This window comes from Bradyrhizobium sp. USDA 336 (assembly GCF_044908355.1).
Taxonomy (GTDB): Bacteria; Pseudomonadota; Alphaproteobacteria; order Rhizobiales; family Xanthobacteraceae; genus Bradyrhizobium; species Bradyrhizobium yuanmingense.
This window is the reverse complement of sequence record NZ_JBIYDC010000002.1, coordinates 3,659,887-3,685,013: the sequence shown is the minus strand read 5'-3', so window position 1 is coordinate 3,685,013 and position 25,127 is coordinate 3,659,887. Positions and strand designations below refer to the sequence as shown.

Below are 25,127 nucleotides of genomic sequence, written 5' to 3'. Positions count from 1 at the left end.
AAAATTGGCACGTCGCTTGCTGCGCCCCGGTCGGGTAGGCACAGATCACGGGCACGCACGCGCGGCGGTGCGTTGCCCAGGCGTGAGGGAAGGGCTCTATGGCGAAGGCGACACTGACCATCAGCAGCAAGAACTACTCGTCCTGGTCGCTGCGTGGCTGGCTGCTGACGAAATTCTCCGGGCTCGATTTCGAGGAGATCGTCACCGCGCCGGACGATCCGTCGGCGCGCGCGGAGATCCTGCTGCTGTCGTCCTCGATCCTGGTGCCGTGCCTGCGGCACGAGGGTGCCGTGGTCTGGGACACGCTGGCGATTGCCGAATATCTCAACGAGGTGATGCCGGACGCAGGCCTGTTGCCGGCCGACCGCATCCAGCGCGCCCATTGCCGCTCGATCTCAGGCGAAATCCATTCCGGCTTCACCACTTTGCGCGCCTCGCTGCCGGTCAACCTGAAGGGGCACTTTCCCGGCTTCAAGATCTGGTCGCGGGCGCAGGCCGATATCGACCGCGTCTGGTTCATCTGGCGCGACTGCCTGGAGAAATCGGGCGGTCCCTTCCTGTTTGGCGAGAAGCGCACCATGGCGGATGCGATGTACGCTCCCGTCGTGACGCGCTTCGTGACCTACGACGTTAAGCTCGCACCGCCGCTGAAGGCCTATGCCGACACCATCATGGCCATGCCCGAGATGCAGGAATGGGTCGCGGCGGCAAAGGAGGAGCCGGCCGAGATCGAGGAGCTCGAGGTCGAATATTAGGCAGGCGTTGCACGGCTGTGCCTGTTTCGGGGGCGGCGGCCCTCCGCTGCGGACCGCAGCGCTATGCCTTTGCACCAATTAACCTTTGGACCCGGTGACAGGCGCCTGCGATCCGGCCGGCTGCGCAGATATTGTGCGTGCCTGCCGAACCGCAGCGAGATCTAGCCGTGAACAGGTGCGTACAAGGCGCTTCGGCTGATTCGGACGTGATTCGTTCGGGCCGCGTTCCGAAGGTTAAAGCGCAGCGCCGCCCCGTCGCATTTTGAAACAGACACCGCCTTCAGGCGGCCCCGCGCTGCTTCACGCGCGGCAGGCGCCAGCCGATCACGGTTGCTTCCACCGCAATCCCGGCCTCGTGGTTCTGCCAGCGTCCCTCGACATAGCGGCAGGCGAACGGCAGTTGATAGGTCCCGCTGTGATCCTCGCACAGCACTTCGAGTGGCAGGCCCGGCGGTGGTTCTCCGGCGCCGTCGAATTCCGCCAAACGTCTATCGCGCGTTGCCATTCCGAAAATCTCCCCTAAACAAAGCCGCGGAGAGCGCCCACTTCTTCCGCATGCGGTTCACTGCTCCCCCGTCCCAAGGGGAACGAGCCCAAGCTCAACGCGAGAATGCGGTGCGAGTGTGGTAGCCTCACGCTGCAGTGCGCAAACAGTGCACATTGATGTGATCGACTGGCGAGGAACTTTCATGCTGCTTCGAAACGCCGGCATTTGTTTCGCAATGTTGCTGCTCGCAGCGCTGGCGCCTCCGCCCGTGCTCGCGCAGGACGTGCCCGGCATCGAGATCTGCACAGTCGAGAAAACCATGGAGCGCCGCACCAGCTGCCTCCAGAGCAATGTCGACTTCCTGCAGAAGACGATCACCAAGCTCACCCTCGATCATCAGCAGAAACTGGATGCTGCCAATCGCCAGATCGATGCGCTGAAGACAGCCATCGCCGGCCTGCAGAAGACGCTTCTCGATCTCCAGGCCGCGCAGGCGAAGACCACTGAGGATATGAAGAAGAAGCAGGACGCGCAGCCGGCAAAGGACGCTGCGAAATAGGCGCGCCGATCACGCCACGCGATAGCGCTCCATCACGCCACGATCGGGCTCGTAGCCGAGTCCGGGTCCCGCGGGCACCGCGACATGGCCGCTTGCATCGACATCGGCGCGGCCGCCCCAGAGGCAGGCTTCGCGTTTCAGATAGAACATCTCGACCAGCCCGTCGTCGCGCGTCGCAAGCAGATGCAGCGTCGCCAGCAGGCCCGGGCCAAAGTAAGGCGAGTGCGGGACGATCTTGACGCCGGACCGATCGGCCAAGCCTGCGACCTTCAGGAATTCCGTGATGCCGCCAACCTTGATCACCGAGGGCTGGGCGTGGCTGACCGCGCCCGCCTCCATCATCTGGCGGAATTGATATTCGGTGCAGGCATTCTCGCCGGCGGCAATTCCGAGCCCGCTCTTGCTGCGCACCTCGGCAAGCGTGGCGAAGTCTTCCGGCGGCCAGACCGGCTCTTCCAGAAACATCGGCTGCGCGTCGCGGCATGTCGCCGCGAAGGCGATCGCCTGCTCCCCGGTCAGCGGGCAGTTCATGTCGACCATCAGTGGAATGTTGGGACCGATCGCTTCGCGCGCGGCAAGCACCGCAGGCGTCGTGGTCTCGTGCAGCTTGATCGCGCCATAGCCGAGCGCGAGCGCCTTCCTGCATTCGGCGGCGATGTTGTCGGGCGAGCCGATCCGGAGCAGGCTCGCGTAAGCCGGGATCGCCGTGCGCCTGATCTCGCCCAGCAGGCGATGCAGTGGCACGCCCGCGGCCTTCGCGGCCAGGTCCCACAATGCGATATCGAGGCCGGAGATCGCGAACATGGTGATGCCGTAGCGGCCGAACAGATGCAAATTGCGCTGGATCTGCTCCATCGCTTCGGGAATGCCGGCCGCATCGGGCACCTTCAGACCGCGGGCCTGCGGTGCGATCATCTCCTCGACCGCGCTGCGCGTCGTGCGCGGGCAGACATAGGCGAAAGCATCGCCCCAGCCGGTCAGCCCGGCATCGGTCGTGACCTCGACGAGGACCATGTCGAGCGCCGTGATGGCGGAAGCGCCCTGGCGGAAGCTCGCGACACCGGCATCATAGGGGATGCGGATATGGTGCGCCCGCACATCGGTAATTTCCATGACCCGGTTCCTCTTTCTCCTGAGCGGTTTCGACGAGTGTAGCCACGAACGTTAGGGCGTTGCCAGGGGCCATTGCCGGACTATGCTCATGCGAAGCACAGCAATGCCGATCAAGCAGAGCGATGGAGACCGGCGCATCATCGCCGCGCTTCGAACGAGGTTTGAGCCGCCATGAATCCAGCCCAGCGCGCGCTCTGGTATATCGAGAGCCATCTGGCCGAGCCAATGACGCTCGACGAGATCGCTGCGATCTCGGGCGTGTCGCGGTTCCACATCGTGCGTGCGTTTGCCGCAGCGGTCGGTCTGCCGGTGATGCGCTACGTGCGCGCGCGGCGGCTGACGGAGGCGGCGCGCAGTCTGGCAAAGGGCGCACCCGACATCCTGTCACTGGCGCTGGAGGCAGATTACGGCTCGCACGAAGCTTTCACCCGCGCGTTCCGCGACCAATTCGGCACCACGCCCGAAGCGGTGAGGGCGGCAGCGTGCGTCAACCAGCTCAGGCTACAGGAGCCGATCCTCATGGATTCCACCATGCTCGACCATCTTGCCCCACCGCGTTTCGAGACCGCAAAAGCCTTCCTCGTCGCCGGTCTCGCCGAGCGCATCTCCTGCGACAACGGTGCCATGATCCCTGGTCTATGGCAGCGCTTCAATCGGGAGGTCCTCGACATTCCCGCGCGCGTCGGCAACGTCGCCTACGGCGTCTGCTGCAACGGCGATGATGCCGGCAATTTCGATTACATTGCCGGCGTCGAGGTCGCCGATTTCTCCGACCTGCCGCGCCGCTTCGGTCGCATCCGCATTCCGGAGCAGCGCTATGCGGTGTTCACGCACAAGGATCACGTCGCCTCGATCCGGCGCACCGTCAACACGATCTGGAATCAATGGCTGCCGGCGTCTGGCCTGAAAGCCGCGGACGCGCCCAACTTCGAGCGCTATGACGAAAAGTTCGATCCCGCCACCGGCAACGGCGGCTTCGAAATCTGGATACCTGTCAGCGAATAACACGCAACGCTGGCATACCGTCCCGCTTGCTTGGCAAGCCCCGGCGACTTTGCCATAACCGCAGGCAAATCTTGCCTGCGGGGGGCCGAGCCGGACATCCCGTGCAAGCCATAACAAGCAGCCGGGAGGGTCCAATGTCCAACGTCCGCGTTCTCGCCACCGACCTCGAATTTCCCGAAGGGCCGGTCGTGATGCCGGACGGCTCGGTGGTGCTGGTGGAGATCCGCGGCCAGCGCCTGACGCGCGTCTATCCCGACGGCCGCAAGGACATCGTGGCCAGGATTCCCGGCGGCCCGAATGGCGCCGCGCTCGGACCCGACGGCAAGATCTACATCTGCAACAATGGCGGCTTCTCCTGGATTCCGGCCGGCAAGATGATCATGCCGGGCCCGCAGCCGGACGAGTATCTCGGCGGCGCGATCCAGCGCGTCGACCTGCAATCCGGCAAGGTCGAGACCGTCGTGACCAAATGCGGCGCGCACGATCTGCGCGGGCCGAACGACCTCGTCTTCGACAAGCACGGCGGCCTCTGGTTCTCCGACCTCGGCAAGCGCCGCGCGCGCGAGATGGACGTCGGCGGCATGTATTACCTCAAGCCCGGCATGAGCGAGATCGTCGAAATCGTGCATGGCGTATTGCCGGCCAACGGCATCGGCCTGTCGCCGGACGAGAATACGGTCTACATCGCGGAGACGCCGACCGGGCGGCTTTGGGCCTATGAGCTCTCGGCGCCGGGCACGCTCAAGCCGCGGGATCCGATCTATCGCGGCGAGCGCGGCCAGCCGATCTGCGGCCTCGGCGGCTACCAGATGTTCGATTCCCTCGCGGTGGAAGCTGGCGGCAATGTTTGTATCGCCACGCTCGTCTCCGGCTGCATCTCGGTGATCGCGCCCGACGGCACCCTGGTGGAACAGGTCCCGACCGGCGACCGCGTCACCACCAACATCGCCTTCGGCGGCCCCGAGCTGAGGACCGCCTACATCACGCTGTCGGGCAAGGGCGAGCTGATCGCCATGGACTGGCCGCGCGGCGGATTGCCGTTGAATTTTCTGAACAAGTGAATGTATCTGGGCGAGTTGTGCCAATACATCCGTCGTCATTCCGGGATGCGTGCGCCAGCACGCAGGCCCGGAATCCATAACCCCAGGCGGTGGTTATGGATTCCGGGCTCGCGACTTCGTCGCGCCCCGGAATGACGGCAGTCATTATGGAGTGAGAAATGCCCTGGCCCGATCCCATCACCCTGCGCGGACAGCACGCCCGTCTCGAGCCGCTGTCGCATGACCATCGCGAAGGGCTGGTCGAGGCGGTCAAGGACGGCGAGCTGTCGAAGCTGTGGTACACCGCAATCCCGCTGCCGGAGAACATGGGCAAGGAGATCGACCGCCGCTTAGGCCTGCAGGCCGCGGGCTCGATGCTGCCCTTCACCGTGTTCGATGCCGGCGGCAAGATCGTCGGCATGACCACCTACATGAACATCGATGCCGCCAACCGCCGCGTCGAGATCGGCTCGACCTGGTACGGCAAGAGCGCGCAGCGCGGCCCGCTCAACACGCAGTGCAAGCTGCTGCTGCTGCGCCATGCCTTCGAGACGCTGAACTGCATCGCGGTCGAGTTCCGCACGCATTTCTTCAACCACCAGAGCCGCCGCGCCATCGAGCGCCTGGGCGCCAAGCAGGACGGCATTTTGCGCAGCCATCAGATCGCGCCGAACGGCACGTTGCGCGATACCGTCGTCTACAGCATCACCGCCGCCGAATGGCCGACGGTGCAGGCGCATCTCGAATTTCAACTCAACGACAAGCCGCGCTAGGGGCGGCCGAGGGACCATGGATAGATTTGATTATGTGATCGTCGGCGCGGGCTCCGCCGGTTGCGTGCTCACCAGCCGGCTCAGCGAGGACCCCAACACCTCCGTTTGCGTACTCGAGGCGGGCCCGTCCGACTGGCACCCCTACATCCATCTGCCGGCGGGTTTCATCAAGACCTTCCACATGAAGAGCATCAACTGGGCCTATCAGCAGGAGCCCGGTCCCTGGACCGGCGGTCGCAGCATCTACGCGCCGCGCGGCAAGACGCTGGGCGGCTCGTCCTCGATCAACGGCCACATCTACAATCGCGGCCAGCGCATGGATTTCGACACCTGGGCGCAGATGGGCAATCGCGGCTGGGGCTATGCCGACGTGCTGCCCTATTTCCGCCGACTGGAGAAGCGGATCGGCGAGGGCGAGGACACCTATCGCGGCCGCGACGGCAACCTCATCGTCACCACCATGAACTGGCGCGATCCGCTCTGCGAGGCCTTCATGGAAGGCGCGGTCTCGCTCGGCATTCCCCGCAATCCCGATTACAACGGCAAGACCCAGGAAGGCGTCTCCTACTGCCAGCGCACCATCAACAACGGCCTGCGCGTCTCCGGCGCCACCGCGTTCCTCAAGCCGGCGATGAAGCGGCCCAACGTGCATGTGCATACGCATGCGCACGCGACCGAGATCATCTTCGAGGGCAAGCGCGCCGTCGGCGTGCGCTACATGAAGGGCGGCCGCGGCGGCCATCCCGTCGAAGTGCGCGCCAACAAGGAGGTGATCCTCTCAGGCGGCAGCTATAATTCGCCGCAGCTGCTGCAGCTCTCCGGCATCGGCTCGCCGGATCTGTTGCAGCAGCACGGCATCGCCGTGCGTCACGCGCTGCCGGTCGGCGAGGGCCTGCAGGATCACTACGCCCCGCGCACGGTGGCGCGGGTCAAGGACATCAAGACCATCAACGAGCTCCGCCGCGGCTGGCGTCTCTGGGTCGAGGCGGCGAAATGGGCCACCGCGCGCCGCGGCCTGCTGTCGCTGTCGCCGACCATGGTCTATTGCTTCTGGCATTCCGGCGAGAGCGCGGAGAGCTCCGATCTGCAGCTTACCTTCACGCCGGCAAGCTACAAGGAGGGCGTGCAGGGCCAGCTCGAGGATGAGCCCGGCATGACGGTGGCGTCATGGCAGCAGCGCCCCGAGAGCCGCGGCTATGTCCGCATCCGCTCATCCGATCCGTTCGCGCCGCCGATCATCCAGACCAATTATCTCGATGCCGAGCTCGACCGCCGCGTCATCGTCGGCGGCATGAAGCTCGCGCGCAAATTGCTGAAGTCCGCGCCGCTGTCGCCCTATTACGCCTACGAGGATTTCCCCGGCCCCAACGTCAACACCGACGACGAATTCTTGCACGCCGCCACCGAGCGCGGCACCACCACGTTCCACCCCGGCTGCACCTGCCGCATGGGCCCGGCGGATTCCACCTGGGCGGTGGTCGACGACCATCTCCGCGTCCACGGCCTCGAAAGCCTCCGCGTCATCGACGCCTCGGTCATGCCGCGCATGATCTCGGCGAACCTCAATGCATCCACCATGATGATCGCCGACCGCGCCTCCGACCTGATCCGCGGCAAGCAGCCGATGGAAGCGGCGCGCATTCCGGACACGGCGGTGGCGTGAGGTGCTTGGGCCTTGGCGCCAGGTCATCGATGAACGAGAACGCCTTCTTCTCGAAGAGGAGTTAAGGAAAGAGATTGGTGATCGGCACCCGCTCATCGGTTTGAAGATCAAGGTGCTCGCCAGGCGAGACGACCATGATGACGTCCTTGCCTCCCTTGAAGATGGAAGAGTGACCGAAGTTCACTTGACGTGGTCCGGCAAGAAAGAAGTCGATCCGAGCTGGCCTAGAACTGTCATTTTCGAATCGATGGACCAGTGGCGGGCGCAGGCTGATCTGACGTAGCTCAATCGTAGGGTGGGCAAAGCGACTTGTCCGACGTAGCTCGAAGAGCGAAGGCGGAAGCGTGCCCACGCTTCTGCTGCAATATTGTAGAGGTGGTGGGCACGGCGCAAGGGCGTCTACCCTACAAGCTTGCTGTTTCGCGGGCCCGTCAACCCCTTTTCGCGAAAATATTCCACTTTACCGAAATTCGGAATTGCGGCATAGATCGAGACAGCCCGGCCCGACGAAGAGGGGCGGTTCGCGAGTCGTTCGAAACGCGGGCCGGGTTGCGGTGGACGCGGCAGCGTCGGCACGATGGGTGCGGGCAGGGCGGGTAGTCCCTGTGAGCCCGAGGCCCCCGTGCAGACGAACGGCGCTGAAGTCCGGCGAAGCTTCTTGGCGAAGCCGGATGAGCTGCGTACGGCAAAACCGTGTGGTCCTGGCCGTCGTTGCTATGGTCAAGCTGGCTGCGGAGATGCGCGCGAACCCAACCGGGCGGACGGCATCGTCAATTCGCGGGGCGAGGGAGGCCAGAAGGAATTCGGCTCCCGGGAGAGCACGGCATAAGCCGTCCGACCATCGCGCAGGGAAGGCCGAGTGATCGGCGACACCTGTATGCTGCTGTGCGGTTTTCTGCGTGTGCTTTTCGCGCAGCGGACCGCGGGTGCCCGTCGGCACCCGGTCTTCCCTGCGCCCTCTTTCTGTTGGGCGACGGAATGAAGCAAAGCTCGGGCGAGATGAGCCGCGAGGCTGCGAAGGTGCGTCTGCAAATTGAATTGCCGGCGGAGAACGACGCCGTTGCTCCTTGCTCCGTCATTGCGAGCGCAGTGAAGCAATCCAGAAGCTCTCCGCGTAGGGACTCTGGATTGCTTCGCTGCGCTCGCAATGACGGGATCGGGAGGCTGCTCGCGACACGCTCGATATCGTAGGGTGGGCAAAGCGAAGCGTGCCCACGATCTGCATCCATCACGGAGGAACGGTGGGCACGGCGCTATGCGCCTTTGCCCACCCTACGGCACCGTGCGACGCGTTACGGCGTGCCTACACTTCCCTTCTGCTCAAGAACGCCAGCCGCTCGAACAGATGCACGTCCTGCTCGTTCTTCAGCAGCGCGCCGTGCAGCGGCGGAATCAGTTTGCGCGGGTCCCGTTCGCGCAGCTGCTCGGCGCTCATGTCCTCGTTGAGCAGCAGCTTGAGCCAGTCCAAGAGCTCTGAGGTCGACGGCTTCTTCTTCAGGCCGGGCACCTCGCGGACCTCGAAGAAGATGCGCAGGGCTTCTTCCACGAGGCGCTTCTTGATGTCGGGGAAGTGGACGTCGACGATGCGGCCCATCGTGTCGGCGTCGGGGAACTTGATGTAGTGGAAGAAGCAGCGGCGCAGGAACGCGTCCGGCAGCTCCTTCTCGTTGTTGGAGGTGATCATCATGATCGGGCGCTGCTTGGCCTTGATCGTCTCGCCGGTCTCGTAGACGTGGAATTCCATGCGGTCGAGCTCGAGCAAGAGGTCGTTGGGGAATTCGATGTCGGCCTTGTCGATCTCGTCGATCAGGAGCACCGGGCGCTGCTCGCTGGTGAAGGCGTCCCACAGCTTGCCGCGCTTGATGTAGTTCCTGATGTCGGACACCCGGGCATCGCCAAGCTGGCTGTCGCGCAGGCGCGATACCGCGTCGTATTCGTAGAGGCCCTGCTGCGCCTTGGTGGTGGACTTGATGTGCCAGGTCAGAAGCGGCGCGTTCAGCGCCTTCGCCACTTCCTCCGCCAGCACCGTCTTGCCAGTGCCGGGCTCGCCCTTCACCAGGAGCGGGCGCTCCAGCACGATCGAAGCGTTGACGGCGACCTTGAGGTCATCGGTCGCAACATAGTCCTTGGTGCCGGTAAATTTCATTGCGCGTCCTTGTTGGTCGTCGTCGCCAGGCATTGCCAATTTCATGCCCTGGTCACGACAAGCGAACGGCCGCTCGCGGCGGCCGTTCCTGGTTCGGTCAGGCTTTCAGACCCGTTTTATCAGCGAAAGGATGACGAGCACAATCACCGCGCCGATCGTGGCATCGACGATGGCGCCGATCGTGCCCGTTGCCAGCTGGATGTGCAGCTGTGGCAGAACCCAGCTCGCCACCAGCGCGCCGATGATGCCGACGACGATGTTGCCGACCAGCCCAAATCCCGCCCCGTGGACAATCTTGCCGGCCAGCCAGCCGGCGATCGCGCCGATGATGAGCGCGGCGACAATTCCCATTGCAAACGTTCCCCAAACCACCCCGTGAAGGCCGCTAATTCTAGAGCAAAAAGCCTGCCGGTCCAGCCTCAGTCGAAGCGCTCGCGCTTCACCTCTCCCGATGGGAGAGGTGAAGCGGCGCCCCTTGACGTCCGCCACCCGACGGGCAATCTGTCACCCATGTTCCTGCAATTCTTCACCTCTCTGCGCGATGCGCAGGTCCCCGTGACGCTGCGCGAATACCTCACGCTGATGGAGGCGCTCGACGCTGACCTTGCGGACTATACGGTCGAGAATTTCTATTACCTGTCCCGCGCCTCACTGGTGAAGGACGAGCGCAACCTCGATAAGTTCGACCGCGTCTTCGGCACCGTATTCAAGGGGCTGGAAAGCCTGCTCGACGCCATGGAGAAGGCGGAGATCCCCGAGGAGTGGCTGAAGAAGCTCGCCGAGAAGTATCTGACGGAAGAAGAAAAGAAGCAGATCGAGGCCATGGGCTGGGACAAGCTCATGGAGACCCTGAAGAAGCGCCTCGAGGAGCAGAAGGGCCGTCACCAGGGCGGCTCGAAATGGATCGGCACCGCCGGCACCTCGCCGTTCGGCGCCCACGGCTACAACCCCGAAGGCGTGCGGATCGGCCAGGAGAAGAACCGCAACAACCGCGCCGTGAAGGTGTGGGACAAGCGCGAGTTCAAGGATCTCGACGGCAATGTCGAGCTCGGCATCCGCAACATCAAGGTGGCGCTGCGGCGCCTGCGCAAATTCGCCCGCACCGGCGCGCCGGACGAGCTCGATCTCGACACCACCATTCGCGAGACCGCCAATCACGGCTATCTCGACGTGCACATGCGACCCGAGCGGCGCAACGCGGTGAAGCTCTTGGTGTTCTTCGACATTGGCGGCTCGATGGATGCGCATATCGAGCAGGTCGAGGAGCTGTTCTCGGCGGCAAAGAGCGAGTTCAAGCATATGGAGTATTTCTACTTCCACAATTGCCTCTATGAGGGCGTGTGGAAGCAGAACAAGCGCCGCTTCACCGATCGCACGCCGACCTGGGACGTGCTGCACAAATACCCGCACGACTACAAGGTCGTGTTCGTCGGCGACGCCTCGATGTCGCCTTACGAGATCATGGTGCCCGGCGGCTCGGTCGAGCACGTCAACGAGGAGCCGGGCTCGGTCTGGCTCGACCGCATCATCCGCACCTATCCGCATACGGTGTGGCTGAATCCGGTGCAGCAGAAGCACTGGGACTATTCGGAATCCACCACCATCATCAAGCGCATCTTCGCCAATCGGATGTATCCGATCACGATCGAGGGGCTGGAAGCCGCGATGAAGGAATTGACGCACTGATGCCTCCCGTCGTCATTCCGGGGCGCCCGAAGGGCGAACCCGGAATCCATCGGGCGCAGTGCATGTAGAGGAATGGATTCCGGGCTCGCGCTACGCGCGCCCCGGAATGACAACAAGAGGGAGAAGCACGTGCCCCAGACCATCACCCGCGGCATCAAGGCGCTGATCGACGAGGCCAATGCCGAGATCGAGACGCTCACCGCCAAGGACGCGATCGAGATCTCCAAGAACGGCGACGTCGTCATCGTCGACATCCGCGATTCCCGCGAGATCGAGCGCGACGGCCGCATCCCCGGCGCCTTCGCCTGCACCCGCGGCATGCTCGAATTCTGGATCGACCCGCAGAGCCCGTACGCCAAGCCGATCTTCCAGGAGGACAAGAAGTTCGTGTTCCACTGCGCCGGGGGCTTACGCTCTGCGCTCGCGGCCAAGACCGCGCAAGACATGGGCCTCAAGCCCGTCGCCCACATCGCCGGCGGCTACGCCGCCTGGCGCGATGCCGGGGGGCCCACGGAGAAATGGGAGCCGAAGAAGAAGGGGTGACCCCTCTCGTCATTCCGGGGCGCGACGAAGTCGCGAGCCCGGAATCCATTCATCCGCCGACTCTGCCGCGCGATGGATTCCGGGCTCGCGCTGCGCGCGCCCCGGAATGACAGCAAGGAAAAGCCCATGACCATCGCCACCGACCCCCTCGTCTCCACCGAATGGCTCGCTGCTCACATCGGCGATGCCAACGTCAAGATCCTCGACGCCAGCTTCAAGCTGCCGGGCGTGCTGCCGCTGCCGAAGGACGATTATCTCGCCGCGCATCTGCCGGGCGCCGTGTTCTTCGACGTCGATGCGGTGTCGGATCATTCCAACCCGCTGCCGCACATGTTTCCGAGCGCGGAGCAGTTCGGCCGCGACGTGGGCAATCTCGGCATCTCCAACGCGGACACCGTCGTGCTCTATGATGCCGGCGGCTGGGTCGCAGCGCCTCGTGCGTGGTGGATGTTCCTGTCCTACGGCCACAGCAACGTGCGCATTCTCAATGGCGGCCTGAAGAAGTGGCGCACCGAGGGACGCGCGACCGAGAGCGGTGAGGTCAAGCCGAAGCCTGCGACCTTCACGGCGAGCTATGACGCAAACCGCGTGCGCAGCATGCAGCAACTGATCGCCAATGTCGAAAGCCGCAACGAGCAGGTGATCGACGCGCGCGCCGCCGATCGCTTCGAAGGCCGCGCGCCCGAGCCGCGCCCGGGCATCCGCTCCGGCCACATCCCCGGCGCCCGCAACGTGCCCTACAATCTGCTGTTCGATGCCGCGACCGGCGAGATGAAGCCGCTCGACGAGCTCCGCGCCGCCTTCACGAAGGCCGGTGTCAAGCTGGATGCGCCGATCGTGACGAGCTGCGGCTCCGGCGTCTCGGCCGGCGTGCTGACGCTCGCGCTCTACCGCCTCGGCATCACCGAAACCGCGCTCTACGACGGCTCGTGGTCGGAATGGGGCCAGGCCGGCGGCCCGGCCATCGCGACCGGCCCGGCGTGATATGAGTATTGGATGCGTTCGCGCTTCCACAGCGTCATGGCCGGGCTTGTCCCGGCCATCCACGCCTTGACGCGCAGTACGAAGAACGTGGATGCCCGGGACAGGCCCGGGCATGACGACCTCTGTGAGCGTTCCAGATCGGCTCCCGCAAGCGGGGCGAGGTGAAGAAGATCAGCGCGTGCGTGCGGTCGTTGTTGTCGCGAAAGCCGGCTGCTGCTGACCGAACGGATCGAGCTGCTGCTGCAGCTGCTGAGGCGGCGGGCGCCGCACCACGCGCTGGCGCTTCTTGGCCTTGGCCTTGCGCTTGGTCGCCTTGCTGTCCGGCTTGGTGCTCTCGGCCTTGCTGCTTTCGGCCTTGACCTTCGCCGGCGCGTCCGTCGCCGCCGTGGCAGCGTTCAGCGCAGCGAGCCTTGCGGAGGCGACATCGAGCGCCGCGGCGGCGAGGGCCGGGTCAGCCGGTTCCGGCTCGCTGGCGATTGCGGCAGGCTGGGCCTCGGGAATCCCGGCCGTGGTGTCGGCGGGGGTCAGCGTATCGATCGAAGCCGGCGCTGCGGCCGCCACCGTCGGTTCGGGCTTGGCTGGTTCGATGGCCGGCACTTCAGCCAGGGGCGCGGCGGCCTCGGGCTGGACGTCGGTCTCGGTCCTGAGTGCGGCCACCTGTTCGGGCTCGCTCAAGGGCAGAGCAATGGTCGGCACCTGATCGCGCAGCGATGGCGTGGTCTCGGCGGGCGGCTCCGGCTCGGCCCGCAGCACCGCGAGCACCGGCTGGGCCGGCTCGGGCGCTTGCGCAAACACCTGCTCCTGCGGCCCGTTCCGCCAGCCGGGGTTGTTGACATATTGCTGATGGGTCGCCCGGAGCAGCGCGGCGGCCCCTAGGCCGAACACCAGGATGGAGGTTGACAGCAGGATCGCGGCAAACAGGAAGCGAAAGCCGGGAAGCATTGAGCGATTGCGAATTTCCGCCCCGGCGGCGGAGTGGCCGGGGCTCAAGAGCCATCTGAACGCGGTGACGGTACTGCTTGCCGCGTTCGCCACGCGGGATCGGAGCTCAAAAAGGTGGCGAATCAGGCTGATTCGACCATATCGCAACGTCTCCGCATCGTTCCGTTAAAATCGCGGTCGACCGTCGCGCCAATCGAAGGCGCGACACGATTTCAGCCTCGTGATGCAACGGGGCAACGGTAGTCTTGCGGATCACAAATCGGCAAATCCGGCGCAAATACGCCTGATATGTCTTGAATGTGCCGCTATCTTCCGTCATCTGGCCGTTAACGGTCCGATCGGGCTTGGGGACTATACAAGAGCGATGATGATCAAACACTTTCTGACGATATGCGCTGCCGCAACAGTCGCTGCGGCGGGAACCTCGCTCGCTCAGGCTCAGAGCTATCCGATCCAGCAGGTGCCCGGCTATGGCGCACCGGCCGAATATCGGCCCGGTGACCGCATGCCGAATTTCGACGCGCTCGACGAAGACGACGAGGCGATGCCGCATGCCTCGCTGCCGCCGCCCGGTCCGGCCGACGATCCGCGCTACGGTCGTCCGATGAGCGCGCCTCCGGTCTATTCGGCTGCCCCGCCCCAAGGTCCGGTGATGTCGCCGGATGATCCGCGCTATGGGCGCCCGGCTGGCGCCCCGCCGGTCTATTCGGCCGCGCCGCAGGGCCCCGTGATGTCGCCCGACGATCCCCGCTACGGCCGGCCCGCCGGTCCGCCGGCGGTGATCTACGCCGACCGTCCGCCTCAGCAATCGCCCGCCAATGATGGCCTGCGTCCGCCCGAGGCTGTGGGCGGTCCTGCCGCGACCGGGGCGGTCCAGGCCGGACAGCCGCCCGTGGGCACGGATGGCCGCCCGGTGGCCTTGGCCGCGCTGCCGCCCGAGGAGCAGCCCGATGCTGCACCGGTGCAGCTGCCGCCGAACCTGCGCCGTCAGGAGGTCGCGTTCCAGACCAAGGAGCCGGCCGGCACGCTCGTGGTCGATACGCCCAACACCTACCTCTATTACGTGCTCGGAGGCGGCCGTGCGATCCGCTACGGTGTCCGCGTCGGCCGCGACGGCTTCACTTGGACCGGCGTGCAGAAGATCACCCGCAAGGCCGAGTGGCCGGATTGGCATCCGCCGACCGAGATGATCGAGCGCCAGCCCTATCTGCCGCGCTTCATGGCCGGCGGCCCGGGCAATCCGCTTGGCGCCCGCGCGATGTATCTCGGCTCGACCGTCTACCGCATCCACGGCACCAACCAGCCCTCGACGATCGGCAAGTTCGTCTCCTCCGGCTGCATCGGCATGCTGAACGAGGACGTCTCCGACCTGTTCGAGCGCGTCAAGGTCGGCACCCGCGTTGTCGTGATGCCGGGTGGTCCGCCGCCGGGAACGGCGACGGCCTCCGCCGCGCCGACGCAGAGCGCTGCCGGGCCGGCTCCGATGTCCGCCCAGGCGGGCCCGGTCCCGGGGACGCAGCCCACCGTTGTGCCGCCGCTGCCCGCGCCGGTCACCGTGCGCTGAGGGCCTCAACTCGATGAGATTGCGAAGGGCGTGCCGTCGGCACGCCCTTTTCGTTCAGGCCAGCTTCCGCGGCAGATCGCCGCCTTTGGTGAAGGCGGCGATCGCCTCGACCATCTGGCCGTAATGGATGCGCAGGCCATCCGTGGTGGCGTAGCCCAGATGCGGCGTCAGCACGAGATTGTCGAGCTTGCGGAAGGGATGGTCGACCGGCAGCGGCTCGACCGAGAACACGTCCAATCCGGCACCTGCGATCTTGCGCTGCTGCAAAGCGTCCAGCAGCGCCTGCTCATCCACGATCGGCCCGCGCGCGGTGTTGACCAGGAAGGCCGTCGGCTTCATCCGCGCAAGATCCGCGCGGCTGACGAGGCCACGCGAGCGCTCGCTCAGCACCACGTGGATGGTGACGATGTCGGCCTTGGCGAACAGCTCCTCCTTGGAGGCGTAGCCGACGCCGGCCGCCGTACATTTCTCCGCGGTGAGGTTCGGGCTCCAGGCGATCACGTTCATGCCGAACGCCTTCGCAATGCCCGCCATCTTGCTGCCGAGCTTGCCGAGCCCGACGACGCCGAGCGTCAGCCCTTCGATCTCGACACCGGCAAAGGTCTGCCAGGACTCGCCCGCATGCATCCGCGCGTTCTCGCGGCCGATGCCGCGGGTCAACTCCAGGATCAGACCCATGGCGAGCGGCGCCGTCGGATCACGGGAATATTGCGTGCCGCCGATGGCGATGCCGCGCGCTTTCGCGGCCTCGATGTCGATCGCAGCGTTGCGCATGCCCGACGTCAGCAGCAGCTTCAGCTTCGGCAGGCGATCGAACAGGCTCTTGGGAAATGCCGTGCGCTCGCGCATCGCGCAGATGATTTCGAACTCGGTGAGCGCACTGGCTGCGGCCTGCTCGGAGGCGAAGGGATGGCTGAACACGGTGATGTCGACGCGATCCGACAATTTCGGCCAGTCGGCGACGTCGAGGGCGAGATTGAAATAGTCGTCGAGGATCGCGCAGCGCAGCCGGCTCATCAGCGTTCATCCATGGCGAGAGGTGAAGGCGCCGGGCGGGCGCCGTCATCGGAACCTGGCCATGGTTTGCGCGCAATCGCGCCGGCGCGCAAGCAGCCTGCGCCTTCAAAAATCCGATAGGAGATCGTCGCTCAGAGGTCGCGGGGCTTCAAGCGGAACGGTGCATCCATGCCGTGCTTGGCGCGCCAGGCGGGGCCGGGGCCGCGCATGTAATGCAGCTCGGGCCGGTAGGGATTGAAGGCGGTGACGAAGAAGCGCTTCCAGAAGGCCTTGATCTCCGAGGCGAACCCGGAGTCGCGCCCGGCTCCTGCCGGAACAGGAAGAGAATGGGTCTCGATCAGAGCCATGATGCGGCCTCGCTGTGCTCCCCGTTCGTTCTGAGCGGGTGGCGCTGTTTCCGCGCGAAACCGAGCTTTGGCCTGATTTATTAAAAGATGGTTTCAATTGTCCGGATCGGTGGCCGGATGGTTTCCTGACCGTATTCATCCGTGGTGAACGGACGGAAAACGTTGCCCTTTGGGGGCGGGATCGCTACATCGGCGGCAAGCAAAATTTCCTCAAATCGAAGGTTTCACGGGACCGATGGCGCGCCAGTTCATCTATTTCATGCAGGGCCTGACCAAGAGCTACCCGACCCGGAAGGTGCTCGATAACATCCATCTGAGCTTCTACCCGGACGCCAAGATCGGCGTGCTCGGCGTCAACGGCTCGGGTAAGTCGACGCTGCTCAAGATCATGGCCGGTCTCGACAAGGAATACACCGGCGAAGCCTGGGTCGCCGAGGGCGCCCGCGTCGGCTATCTCGAGCAGGAGCCGCAGCTCGATTCCAAGCTGACCGTGCGCGAAAACGTCATGCAGGGCGTAGCCAAGCAGAAGGCGATCCTGGACCGTTACAACGAGCTCGCGGTCAACTATTCGGACGAGACCGCCGACGAGATGACCAAGCTGCAGGACGAGATCGAGGCCCAGGGCCTGTGGGATCTCGACAGCAAGGTCGACCAGGCCATGGACGCGCTGCGCTGTCCGCCCGACGATGCCGACGTGACGAAACTCTCGGGCGGTGAGCGCCGCCGCGTCGCGCTGTGCCGCCTGCTGCTCGACCAGCCCGAGCTCTTGCTGCTGGACGAGCCGACCAACCATCTCGACGCGGAATCCGTGTCGTGGCTGGAAGGGCACCTGCGCAATTATCCCGGTGCGATCCTGATCGTCACCCACGACCGTTACTTCCTCGACAACGTCACCGGCTGGATCCTCGAGCTCGATCGTGGCCGCGGCATCCCGTACGAGGGCAATTACTCGTCCTGGCTGGTGCAGAAGCAGAAGCGTCTGGAGCAGGAGGGTCGCGAGGATGCGGCGCACCAGAAGACGCTGGCCCGCGAACAGGAATGGGTCGCCTCGTCGCCGAAGGCCCGCCAGGCCAAGTCGAAGGCGCGCTACCAGCGCTATGAGGAGCTGCTGAAGAAGGCGAGCGAGAAGCAGACCCAGACCGCGCAGATCATCATCCCGGTCGCCGAGCGGCTCGGCGCCAACGTGGTCGATTTCGAAGGCCTGAGCAAAGGCTTCGGCGATCGTCTCCTGATCGACGATCTCACCTTCAAGCTGCCGCCGGGCGGCATCGTCGGCGTGATCGGTCCGAACGGCGCCGGCAAGACCACGCTGTTCAAGATGATCACCAAGCAGGAGACGCCTGACAAGGGCACGATCACGGTCGGCGAGACCGTGCATCTCGGCTACGTCGACCAGTCGCGCGACGCGCTCGACGGCAAGAAGACGGTGTGGGAGGAGATCTCCGGCGGCAACGAACTAATCCTGCTCGGCAAGAAGGAAGTCAATTCGCGCGGCTATTGCTCGGCGTTCAACTTCAAGGGCGCGGACCAGCAGAAGAAGGTCGGCGCGCTCTCGGGCGGTGAACGCAACCGCGTCCACCTCGCCAAGATGCTGAAGTCCGGCGCCAACGTCCTGCTGCTCGACGAACCGACCAACGACCTCGACGTCGACACGCTGCGCGCGCTCGAAGAGGCGCTAGAGGATTTTGCCGGCTGCGCAGTCATCATCAGCCACGATCGCTGGTTCCTCGACCGCATCGCGACGCACATCCTCGCCTTCGAGGGCGAGAGCCACGTCGAATGGTTCGAAGGCAATTTCCAGGATTACGAGAAGGACAAGATGCGCCGGCTCGGCCAGGACAGCATCATCCCGCACCGCGTGAAGTACAAGAAGCTGACGCGGTGATCGCGGCATGATGCGGCGGGCGCTTATTGCTGCGGTGATCGTTATCGCCTGCGGCTGCTCGCCCGCCCATGCTGCCGACGCCGCCTTCACACAGTTCATCGCCTCGTTATGGCCGGAAGCGCAGGAGGCCGGCGTCTCGCGCAAGACGTTCGAGGAGCAGACGCGCGGACTCGAGCCCGATTACAAGCTGCCCGATCTGCTCTTGCCCGGGCGGCCGGCGACTGGCGCGCCGTCGCAGGCCGAGTTCGTGCAGGTGCCGGCCGACTACGTCAAGGAAGCCTCGATCGCGCGGCTTGCAGGCGAGGGGCAGCGGCTGCTCCAAAAGCATCGTACCTCGCTGGACGAGATCGAGAAGAAGTCCGGGGTGCCGGCGACCGTCATGCTCGCCATCTGGGGCCGCGAGACAGACTATGGCCGGCACACGTTGCCCTACGATCTGGTGCGCGTACTGGCGACGCAGGCCTATGTCGGACGCCGAAAGGATCAGTATCGCAACGAGTTCATTGCCGCGCTCAAGATCCTCGATGAGGGCGTCGTCACGCGCAAGGACATGCGCTCGTCCTGGGCCGGCGCGACCGGCCTCACCCAGTTCCTGCCGTCCGAATATTACAAGCATGGCGTCGATTTCGACGGCGATGGCCGCATTGACATCTGGCACTCGGTGCCGGATGCGCTGGCCTCGGCTGCGCAGCAGCTCGTCAACAAGGGTTGGCAGAGCGGCGTGCGCTGGGCTTACGAGGTGCAGGCGCCGCCGAAGGTCGATTGCACGACGGGCGTGCCGGAGGTGACGAAGCCGATCGGCCAATGGCTGCGCGAGGGTTTTGTCCCGGTACGCGGCCAAAAGCTCAGCGCCGCCGAGCAGGCGCAGCCGGCCTCGCTGCTCCAGCCCGAAGGCATCTACGGCCCGTCATTCCTGACCACGAAGAATTACTTCGTCATCAAGGAATACAATTTCTCCGATCTCTACGTGCTGTTCGTCGGCCATCTCAGCGACCGCATGACGAGCCCGCTGCCGTTCGCAACGCCCTGGTCCGCCTCGAAGCAATTGCGCACCAAGGACGTCGAGACCATGCAGCGCGGGTTGATGCGGATCGGACTCTACAAGGACAAGATCGACGGCAAGGCCGGCATGCAGACGCGTGCCGCGCTCGGCGCCTATCAGAAGTCGGCGGGCCTCAAGGTCGATTGCTGGCCGAGCGAAGAGGTGCTGCGTTCGATCCAGGCGGCGCGATAGCGTGCGCAAACAAAAAGCCCGGCCAATGCTCTCGGCCGGGCTTTCCGATCGCGGCGCGCATGCGCCAGGCAATCAGATCAGTAGCAAACGCGAACCGGGCGGCTGACCCAGCCGTAGCCATCCCAATAGCGCTCGCGGCGCCAATAGCAGGGCGCGGGCGGCGGGGGCTCGGCGATGTAAACGGGGCCGCCATAGGCGGGACGGCTGGAGGCGATGGCGCCGCCGACGATGGCGCCACCGATCAGGCCGGCTGCGATACCGGCGCCGACGCCGTCATGGGCCTTCGCGGACGGAGCGGCGGTCACCAGCGAACCGGCGACCGTCGCGACCGTGAGCGCGGCAACTAAAGTCTTGTTCATGCTCTTGGCTCTCCTGGGAGATGGGTCCTCCTGTTAGAGGCGCCCGGGTTTCAAAGGTTCACGCACACTCTGATGGAATTGGCCTTGCAGCTAGGAAGCGCGCAAATGGTCAATCCACGGTAAACGCACACGGAGCTGTGACGAGAAAAAGCGGTCTTTTTCAGGCCCTGAGATGAACGGCGCATCCGTAGTCAACCGGCTTGGCGCGCCTCAGCCGCAGACTCGGACGCGACGGACGCGCCAGGCATAGCCATCCCAGAAGCGCTGCTTCTGCCAGACGCAGCCGCCGTAATAGTCGTCGGCAACATAGCCTGGACCCGGGGCGTAGTAGCGCGGCGGATAGTAACCCGGCCCATAGTAGCCATAGCTTGGTCCGTAATAATACGGAGAAGCCAGCGCGCCGCCGACAATGGCGCCGCCGATGATCCCGGCCGCCACGCCTGCCGCGACACCGCGCTGGGCATGGGCCGGCGTTCCGGCCGTCAGGGCCAGAATGGCGACGGCAGCGACCGCCAGGAGCGACTTCTTCATTGCTTGACCTTTCAGACGAACACGCGGGAACCTTTGGGCCGCAAGGTTCCATATTTCGCTTGAATGATCAATGAACGGCACCTTTGCCGGAGACGACCAATTGGTATGGGTCCCACCGGGAGACGATGATGGGCAACGCGATGGTTAATGCTTTGATTGCGGCCGGGATCGTTTCCGCGATCGGCTACGGCTGGATCGCACATCTCCAGAACCGCGCACGGCGCTCCCGCGCCACCGCCGGCAGCCACGGAGGGAGTAGCGGGGACAGCAGCTATTCCGGGACGAATGACGGCTTCTCGCTGGGAAGCTGGTTCTCCGGCGGCAGTTCGGGGAGCTCTGGCGACGGCGCAAGCTGTTCGAGCAGCGATAGCGGCAGCAGCAGCGGCGGCGACTGCGGAGGCGGTGGCGACGGCGGAGGAGGAGGCGGCGGTGGCGGCGACTAGTCCGGCTACAATCTTGATCCAGCGCAAGAGCTTGATTTAGAGCCGTTCTAGGCTTTGATCAGGCCAGTTTGGAATAGCTTCAAATACCTGTTTTTCCTTTTGCATCCGGCCGGCCTGTTAAATATCGATGATGGCGCATCACCGAAGGGCCGGCCGCTTCCATGATCGTTTGTTCCTGTAATGTGCTGAGCGATGATGATATCCGCGCCGCCGTCGCCGAGTCCGACGACGCCGTGCGGCATGCCAAACAGGTCTATGGCTGTCTCGGCTGCAGCGCCGAATGCGGCCGCTGCGCCCGGACGATCAAGAGTATCATCGACGAAGCGCTCGGCCCCTGTGCGCAGTCCTGCTGCGCCGGCTGCCCGCATAGCCACACCGTGGCCGCCAACGACGAGACCGCCGAACCCGCCGAGTTCGCCCTCGCGGCCTGCTGAAAACTTCCGCAATTCCGGCTGAGCTTTTCCCCGGCTGGGTTCCCGTAGCCGGTTGCTCTCGCTCGCAAAGTGATTTAGAAGCGTTCTAAACTCGGTTTGGGACCGATTTGGACTGCAAGAGCTGGAGTGAACCATGCAGGGCGACGCAAAAGTCATCGACTATCTCAACAAGGCGCTGCGTCACGAACTGACTGCGATCAATCAGTACTGGCTGCATTACCGCTTCCTGGACAATTGGGGCCTGCTGGACATGGCCAAGGTCTGGCGCAAGGAGTCCATCGAGGAGATGGAGCACGCCGACAAGCTCACCGAGCGGATCCTGTTCTTCGACGGCTTTCCGAACATGCAGGTGCTCGATCCCCTGCGCATCGGCCAGAACGTCAAGGAGATCATCGAGTGCGATCTCGCCGCCGAGATGAGCGCGCGGGCGCTCTATCAGGAAGCGGCGACCTACTGTCACAGCGCCAAGGACTATGTCACACGCGACCTTTTTGAGAAGCTGATGAGCGACGAGGAGCACCACATCGACTTCCTCGAGACCCAGCTCGATCTGATCGGCCGCATCGGCCTTGAGCTCTACACCCAGAAGCATGTCGGCGGGCTCGAGGGCGAGGGGCACTAAGCGAGGCCCGGCTCCCTCCATCGTCATGGCCGGGCTTGACCCCGGCCATCCACGTGCTGCCGCACGACGTTTCGTTTTGCGGAACCGCTCTCGGCTACAGCTGCGTCTTGTAGAGCTCTTCCACGGCCTCCTGGCTCGCCGGTTCGCCGAGGCCGGTCTGCTCGTGAATGACCGTGACGATGCTCGGCATCACCGAGCGCTGCACCTTCTCCGACGACCACAGCTTCGAGCGCATCAGCGCCTTGCCGCAGTGGAAATAGACCTCGCTGACCGCGACATTCAGCACCGCGCGCGGCGGCTTGCCGAATTCCACCATCGAGGCGAGCAGATCCGGGTCGGCCGACAGCGTGCCGCGGCCGCCGACGCGCAGCGTCTCCTCGATGCCCGGCACGAAGAACAGCAAATGCACGAAGCCTGAGCCTTCGACCACGTTGCGGAAACTGTCGATGCGGTTGTTGCCGGAGCGGTCGGGCATCAGCAGCTGGTTGGGGCCGGCGACGCGGACGAAGCCGATGCCGCCGCCGCGCGGCGAGGCGTCGACGCTGCCGTCCGCTCCCGATGTCGCGAGCACGCAGAATGGCGACATCTCGATGAATTTCTTCGCATGCGCATCGATCGCGGGCCGTGCCTTCGCGATCACGCGCGGGCTCGGCTTGGCATAGATGGTGGCGAGGTCTTCGGCGCTAAGATCGGTCAACGGCGTGCCTCCGCTTCAGCTAGGCTTCAAGCTACCCGATCGGGCCGTCGCCAGCCAATGGAAATCACCAAGGCGCGTTACACCGCATCCGCCGGCACGAAGCAGCTGATGATGATCGAGCCGCGGTGGTGGACGTACCACACCACGGCCTGGCCGATCGGGTTGCCCTGGTTGCGGATGATGGCGCGTTCGGGCACCTCCATCCATTGTCCCTCGATCGGCACCCAATAGGCGCCATTGCGCACGTCGTATTCAGTGCGATGGCCATCGGAGATGTCACAGCAGGGAACCCCGTTCGGCGCGATCACGCTCTTGAACCAGGCGCGGATGTCGGGCGGAACGTGGTCGTATTGGCCATTGTCGCGCGCGAACGCAACGTTAGCCAGCGCTGTCGCCGCAACCAGCCAAACGCACAGTGCGAGCCTGTGCATGCGATCCTCCTCATCGCGTATCGTGCCATGGGCGCGCGATTGTCCTGCGCGTCTTTCCCTATCGTTGGCACGGATTAAGCCTGAGCCGTCACTGCAATGCATGCTCAAATAATATGCGATGCCGGCGCCCCGCTTATGATGCGCTGCGAGATGCAGCTTGTGGCGATGCGCATCCACCAAGTTGGTCGCAGAAGCGAGAAGGGGGATGTAGGATTTCGGCTCGGACCTTCGTCTTCAGGAAAACGCCGGGAGAAAGTGCATGTGCCGCAACATCAAGACGCTGTTCAACTTCGAGCCGCCGGCGACGGAGGATGAGATCCACGCCAGCGCGCTGCAATTCGTGCGAAAGCTGTCGGGTTTCAACAAGCCGTCGCAGGCCAACGAGGTGGCGTTCGAGCGTGCGGTGGCCGAGGTCTCCGAGGCGGCGCGAAAACTCCTGACCTCGCTGCATACCAATGCGCCGGCGCGCGACCGCGAGGTTGAGGCGGAAAAGGCGAAAGAGCGTTCGCGGCTGCGCTTCGGTGCGTGAGCTCAGGCAGCGTGCTCCGTGATCTGGCTCACGGTATCTGCTGCCTCAGCTTGCGATGATGGCGGCCGGGGTTTTGATCGCCCGGAGCACGACATGAGCCACCCCCTTCTTCCTTTGAAAGCAGGTGCCATCGTCTTCACGCTGCTGTGGACCGCGTGGATGATGTGGTGGAGCGGCTCGTTCTCGAGCGCGAATGTGATCATCCTCGCCCTGTGCGGCGCGGCGGTCGGCTATCTCTGGTATCGCGCCATGCGCTGGCAGTTCGAGCGCATGGGCATGCTGCCGCGGCGCGAGGATCGGCCCGACTAGACCCGTCGGCTATCCTTGCCCTGCTTCTTCTTTTTCTTTTTCTTCCGGTGATCGTCGACGTCATCGCCCTCGTCATCGACGGTTGCCTCGTCGGTCTCCTGGACGGCGGCTTCGAGCGCTTCGCGCTCAGCGGCTTCGCGCTCGCGCTGGCGGCGGCGTTCGTCCCAGGCGTCGAAGAGCTGGTCAAGCCAGGGCAGCACCTGCTCGATCGACGGCAATTGGCCGGGCGGACCCGGCTCGCCGCGCGGGCCTTGCGGCCCCGCCGGTCCCTGCGGCCCGGCAGCGCCGGCTGGCCCACGCGGACCGGCTTCGCCCTGTTTGCCTTGCGGACCGGGCTTGCCGGGCGGTCCGGCCTTTCCGACCGGGCCCGGCTTGCCCTGCGGCCCGGGCTTGCCGCGTGCGCCGTCGGGGCCGCGCCGGCCCGGATGGCCCTGTGGCCCCGGCCGTCCCGGCTCGCCTTGCCGCCCGCGAGGCCCCTGAGGCCCCGGCCGTCGTCCCTGGTCGTCTGCCACGCCACCGCTCCCTTCACCTGGAGCAAGCTACTTAGCGGCGTTTGACGACAGCAGCAATTCTGCCCGCGCATCGTGCCAGGCTTGATCAACATCAATCGGCGGCGCGAGCGGCCGCCTCATCGCGCGTGGCTGCGCAGCGCGTCGTCGCTGTCCGACTGATGTCGTGCGCTAATCCTGACAGGCGGGCACGTCGATGCCGGAGGCGGCATAGAGCCTGATCTTGTTGCGCAGCGTGCGCACGGAAAGGCCGAGCACGCGCGAGGCGCGCGTGCGGTTGCCGTCGCAGCGCGCCAGCGTCTGGAGCACGAGCTCACGCTCGACCTCGTCGACGGTGGCGCCGATCAGAAGCGGAACGATCTGATTCGGGGCAAGGAATTGTGCGTCCGGCCCGGACGCGGCGACATGAACAGTGGTCATCAACACACCTCCCGATCAACGCCCGCTTCCATCGTCGGAAGCGGATCGAGAACCAACGACCCCCAAGCCGTGAATCTACGGTGGTCGGGTTTGGTTAATG

At 64.8% G+C, this 25,127-nt stretch carries 31 protein-coding genes; 18 read left to right on the top strand and 13 right to left on the bottom strand.

From position 1 onward, the window contains the following. Positions 1-98 precede the first annotated feature (98 nt). Positions 99-755 carry a glutathione S-transferase family protein gene (locus ABIA45_RS18280; protein ID WP_157281691.1) on the top strand — a complete coding sequence of 219 codons (657 nt, stop codon included), beginning with the start codon at positions 99-101 and terminating at the stop codon, positions 753-755. Between the two features lie 280 nt (positions 756-1,035). Here the strand turns inward: ABIA45_RS18280 and ABIA45_RS18275 are convergent, their stop codons facing one another. Next, positions 1,036-1,260, bottom strand: coding sequence for a hypothetical protein (locus ABIA45_RS18275; RefSeq protein ID WP_024339451.1), 225 nt, complete (start codon positions 1,258-1,260; stop codon positions 1,036-1,038). 184 nt (positions 1,261-1,444) lie between these two features. Here ABIA45_RS18275 and ABIA45_RS18270 point away from each other — a divergent pair, with 184 nt between their 5' ends. Continuing rightward, the gene (locus ABIA45_RS18270) at positions 1,445-1,801 is read left to right on the top strand and encodes a hypothetical protein (RefSeq protein ID WP_404653071.1); all 357 of its coding nucleotides are present in this window, start codon (positions 1,445-1,447) and stop codon (positions 1,799-1,801) included. Positions 1,802-1,810: 9 nt separating this feature from the next. Here the strand turns inward: ABIA45_RS18270 and ABIA45_RS18265 are convergent, their stop codons facing one another. After that, positions 1,811-2,914: a mandelate racemase/muconate lactonizing enzyme family protein gene (locus tag ABIA45_RS18265; RefSeq protein ID WP_404653069.1), complete on the bottom strand. Its 1,104-nt coding sequence runs from the start codon at positions 2,912-2,914 to the stop codon at positions 1,811-1,813. A 171-nt stretch (positions 2,915-3,085) separates the two neighbouring features. Between ABIA45_RS18265 and ABIA45_RS18260 the strand changes: the two genes are divergently transcribed. The 5 genes from ABIA45_RS18260 to ABIA45_RS18240 all read left to right on the top strand — a co-directional run bounded on the left by ABIA45_RS18260 (position 3,086) and on the right by ABIA45_RS18240 (position 7,678). Then, positions 3,086-3,919 (top strand): GyrI-like domain-containing protein, encoded by an 834-nt coding sequence (locus ABIA45_RS18260; RefSeq protein ID WP_404653067.1) that lies wholly within the window; start codon positions 3,086-3,088, stop codon positions 3,917-3,919. A 134-nt stretch (positions 3,920-4,053) separates the two neighbouring features. Beyond that, complete coding sequence (locus ABIA45_RS18255) at positions 4,054-4,980, top strand: SMP-30/gluconolactonase/LRE family protein (RefSeq protein ID WP_404653066.1); 927 nt, start codon at positions 4,054-4,056, stop codon at positions 4,978-4,980. 158 nt (positions 4,981-5,138) lie between these two features. Beyond that, positions 5,139-5,732, top strand: coding sequence for a GNAT family N-acetyltransferase (locus ABIA45_RS18250; protein WP_404653064.1), 594 nt, complete (start codon positions 5,139-5,141; stop codon positions 5,730-5,732). Between the two features lie 16 nt (positions 5,733-5,748). Beyond that, the gene (locus tag ABIA45_RS18245) at positions 5,749-7,395 is read left to right on the top strand and encodes a GMC family oxidoreductase (RefSeq protein WP_275497024.1); all 1,647 of its coding nucleotides are present in this window, start codon (positions 5,749-5,751) and stop codon (positions 7,393-7,395) included. Between the two features lies 1 nt (position 7,396). After that, the gene (locus ABIA45_RS18240) at positions 7,397-7,678 is read left to right on the top strand and encodes a hypothetical protein (protein ID WP_404653061.1); all 282 of its coding nucleotides are present in this window, start codon (positions 7,397-7,399) and stop codon (positions 7,676-7,678) included. Positions 7,679-8,698: 1,020 nt separating this feature from the next. Here the strand turns inward: ABIA45_RS18240 and ABIA45_RS18235 are convergent. Both ABIA45_RS18235 and ABIA45_RS18230 read right to left on the bottom strand, forming a co-directional pair. Further along, on the bottom strand, positions 8,699-9,541 hold the full coding sequence (locus ABIA45_RS18235; RefSeq protein ID WP_404653060.1) for an AAA family ATPase: 843 nt from the start codon (positions 9,539-9,541) through the stop codon (positions 8,699-8,701). Positions 9,542-9,646: 105 nt separating this feature from the next. Next, the gene (locus ABIA45_RS18230; protein ID WP_024339459.1) at positions 9,647-9,892 is read right to left on the bottom strand and encodes a GlsB/YeaQ/YmgE family stress response membrane protein; all 246 of its coding nucleotides are present in this window, start codon (positions 9,890-9,892) and stop codon (positions 9,647-9,649) included. 159 nt (positions 9,893-10,051) lie between these two features. Here ABIA45_RS18230 and ABIA45_RS18225 point away from each other — a divergent pair, with 159 nt between their 5' ends. The 3 genes from ABIA45_RS18225 to sseA all read left to right on the top strand — a co-directional run bounded on the left by ABIA45_RS18225 (position 10,052) and on the right by sseA (position 12,754). Then, positions 10,052-11,227 carry a VWA domain-containing protein gene (locus ABIA45_RS18225; RefSeq protein WP_036013185.1) on the top strand — a complete coding sequence of 392 codons (1,176 nt, stop codon included), beginning with the start codon at positions 10,052-10,054 and terminating at the stop codon, positions 11,225-11,227. 129 nt (positions 11,228-11,356) lie between these two features. After that, positions 11,357-11,770, top strand: coding sequence for a rhodanese-like domain-containing protein (locus tag ABIA45_RS18220; RefSeq protein ID WP_271541882.1), 414 nt, complete (start codon positions 11,357-11,359; stop codon positions 11,768-11,770). Positions 11,771-11,896: 126 nt separating this feature from the next. After that, entirely contained in the window at positions 11,897-12,754 is an 858-nt protein-coding gene (gene sseA, locus ABIA45_RS18215) for a 3-mercaptopyruvate sulfurtransferase (protein WP_404653059.1), read from the top strand. Positions 12,755-12,925: 171 nt separating this feature from the next. On the opposite strand, the gene ABIA45_RS18210 is transcribed toward sseA, so the two are convergent. Beyond that, positions 12,926-13,696: a hypothetical protein gene (locus ABIA45_RS18210; RefSeq protein WP_404653057.1), complete on the bottom strand. Its 771-nt coding sequence runs from the start codon at positions 13,694-13,696 to the stop codon at positions 12,926-12,928. Between the two features lie 367 nt (positions 13,697-14,063). Here ABIA45_RS18210 and ABIA45_RS18205 point away from each other — a divergent pair, with 367 nt between their 5' ends. Then, positions 14,064-15,260 carry a L,D-transpeptidase gene (locus tag ABIA45_RS18205; RefSeq protein WP_271541877.1) on the top strand — a complete coding sequence of 399 codons (1,197 nt, stop codon included), beginning with the start codon at positions 14,064-14,066 and terminating at the stop codon, positions 15,258-15,260. A 54-nt stretch (positions 15,261-15,314) separates the two neighbouring features. Here the strand turns inward: ABIA45_RS18205 and ABIA45_RS18200 are convergent, their stop codons facing one another. After that, entirely contained in the window at positions 15,315-16,277 is a 963-nt protein-coding gene (locus ABIA45_RS18200; RefSeq protein ID WP_404653055.1) for a D-2-hydroxyacid dehydrogenase family protein, read from the bottom strand. Between the two features lie 131 nt (positions 16,278-16,408). Further along, positions 16,409-16,624: a hypothetical protein gene (locus tag ABIA45_RS18195; protein WP_128263772.1), complete on the bottom strand. Its 216-nt coding sequence runs from the start codon at positions 16,622-16,624 to the stop codon at positions 16,409-16,411. 235 nt (positions 16,625-16,859) lie between these two features. Here ABIA45_RS18195 and ettA point away from each other — a divergent pair, with 235 nt between their 5' ends. Both ettA and ABIA45_RS18185 read left to right on the top strand, forming a co-directional pair. Then, positions 16,860-18,509 (top strand): energy-dependent translational throttle protein EttA, encoded by a 1,650-nt coding sequence (ettA, locus tag ABIA45_RS18190; RefSeq protein WP_404543150.1) that lies wholly within the window; start codon positions 16,860-16,862, stop codon positions 18,507-18,509. A gap of 7 nt (positions 18,510-18,516) precedes the next feature. Beyond that, positions 18,517-19,743 (top strand): lytic murein transglycosylase, encoded by a 1,227-nt coding sequence (locus ABIA45_RS18185; RefSeq protein WP_157281663.1) that lies wholly within the window; start codon positions 18,517-18,519, stop codon positions 19,741-19,743. Between the two features lie 77 nt (positions 19,744-19,820). Here the strand turns inward: ABIA45_RS18185 and ABIA45_RS18180 are convergent, their stop codons facing one another. Together ABIA45_RS18180 and ABIA45_RS18175 are read right to left on the bottom strand one after the other, a co-directional pair. After that, complete coding sequence (locus ABIA45_RS18180) at positions 19,821-20,102, bottom strand: hypothetical protein (RefSeq protein WP_036013199.1); 282 nt, start codon at positions 20,100-20,102, stop codon at positions 19,821-19,823. A gap of 210 nt (positions 20,103-20,312) precedes the next feature. Next, entirely contained in the window at positions 20,313-20,633 is a 321-nt protein-coding gene (locus ABIA45_RS18175; protein WP_057026972.1) for a hypothetical protein, read from the bottom strand. Positions 20,634-20,758: 125 nt separating this feature from the next. Here ABIA45_RS18175 and ABIA45_RS18170 point away from each other — a divergent pair, with 125 nt between their 5' ends. From ABIA45_RS18170 to bfr, 3 genes are all read left to right on the top strand, one after another. Beyond that, a complete protein-coding gene (locus ABIA45_RS18170) occupies positions 20,759-21,076 on the top strand; it encodes a hypothetical protein (protein ID WP_404653052.1) in 318 nt (105 codons plus the stop codon). 161 nt (positions 21,077-21,237) lie between these two features. Further along, positions 21,238-21,510, top strand: a complete 273-nt coding sequence (locus ABIA45_RS18165; RefSeq protein WP_036013202.1) for a bacterioferritin-associated ferredoxin — start codon at positions 21,238-21,240, stop codon at positions 21,508-21,510. A gap of 133 nt (positions 21,511-21,643) precedes the next feature. After that, a complete protein-coding gene (gene bfr / locus ABIA45_RS18160) occupies positions 21,644-22,132 on the top strand; it encodes a bacterioferritin (RefSeq protein WP_036013205.1) in 489 nt (162 codons plus the stop codon). A gap of 94 nt (positions 22,133-22,226) precedes the next feature. On the opposite strand, the gene ABIA45_RS18155 is transcribed toward bfr, so the two are convergent. Both ABIA45_RS18155 and ABIA45_RS18150 read right to left on the bottom strand, forming a co-directional pair. Beyond that, on the bottom strand, positions 22,227-22,829 hold the full coding sequence (locus ABIA45_RS18155; RefSeq protein WP_036042123.1) for an MSMEG_1061 family FMN-dependent PPOX-type flavoprotein: 603 nt from the start codon (positions 22,827-22,829) through the stop codon (positions 22,227-22,229). 77 nt (positions 22,830-22,906) lie between these two features. Further along, positions 22,907-23,260: a hypothetical protein gene (locus ABIA45_RS18150; protein ID WP_271541860.1), complete on the bottom strand. Its 354-nt coding sequence runs from the start codon at positions 23,258-23,260 to the stop codon at positions 22,907-22,909. Between the two features lie 259 nt (positions 23,261-23,519). Here ABIA45_RS18150 and ABIA45_RS18145 point away from each other — a divergent pair, with 259 nt between their 5' ends. Together ABIA45_RS18145 and ABIA45_RS18140 are read left to right on the top strand one after the other, a co-directional pair. After that, entirely contained in the window at positions 23,520-23,789 is a 270-nt protein-coding gene (locus tag ABIA45_RS18145; RefSeq protein ID WP_157281655.1) for a DUF2277 domain-containing protein, read from the top strand. A 93-nt stretch (positions 23,790-23,882) separates the two neighbouring features. Further along, a complete protein-coding gene (locus ABIA45_RS18140) occupies positions 23,883-24,098 on the top strand; it encodes a hypothetical protein (RefSeq protein WP_157281653.1) in 216 nt (71 codons plus the stop codon). Here ABIA45_RS18140 and ABIA45_RS18135 read toward each other — a convergent pair. Next, complete coding sequence (locus ABIA45_RS18135; RefSeq protein WP_404543145.1) at positions 24,095-24,610, bottom strand: collagen-like protein; 516 nt, start codon at positions 24,608-24,610, stop codon at positions 24,095-24,097. The genes ABIA45_RS18140 and ABIA45_RS18135 overlap by 4 nt on opposite strands. A gap of 168 nt (positions 24,611-24,778) precedes the next feature. Further along, positions 24,779-25,027 (bottom strand): helix-turn-helix domain-containing protein, encoded by a 249-nt coding sequence (locus ABIA45_RS18130; RefSeq protein WP_157281651.1) that lies wholly within the window; start codon positions 25,025-25,027, stop codon positions 24,779-24,781. Positions 25,028-25,127 lie beyond the last annotated feature (100 nt).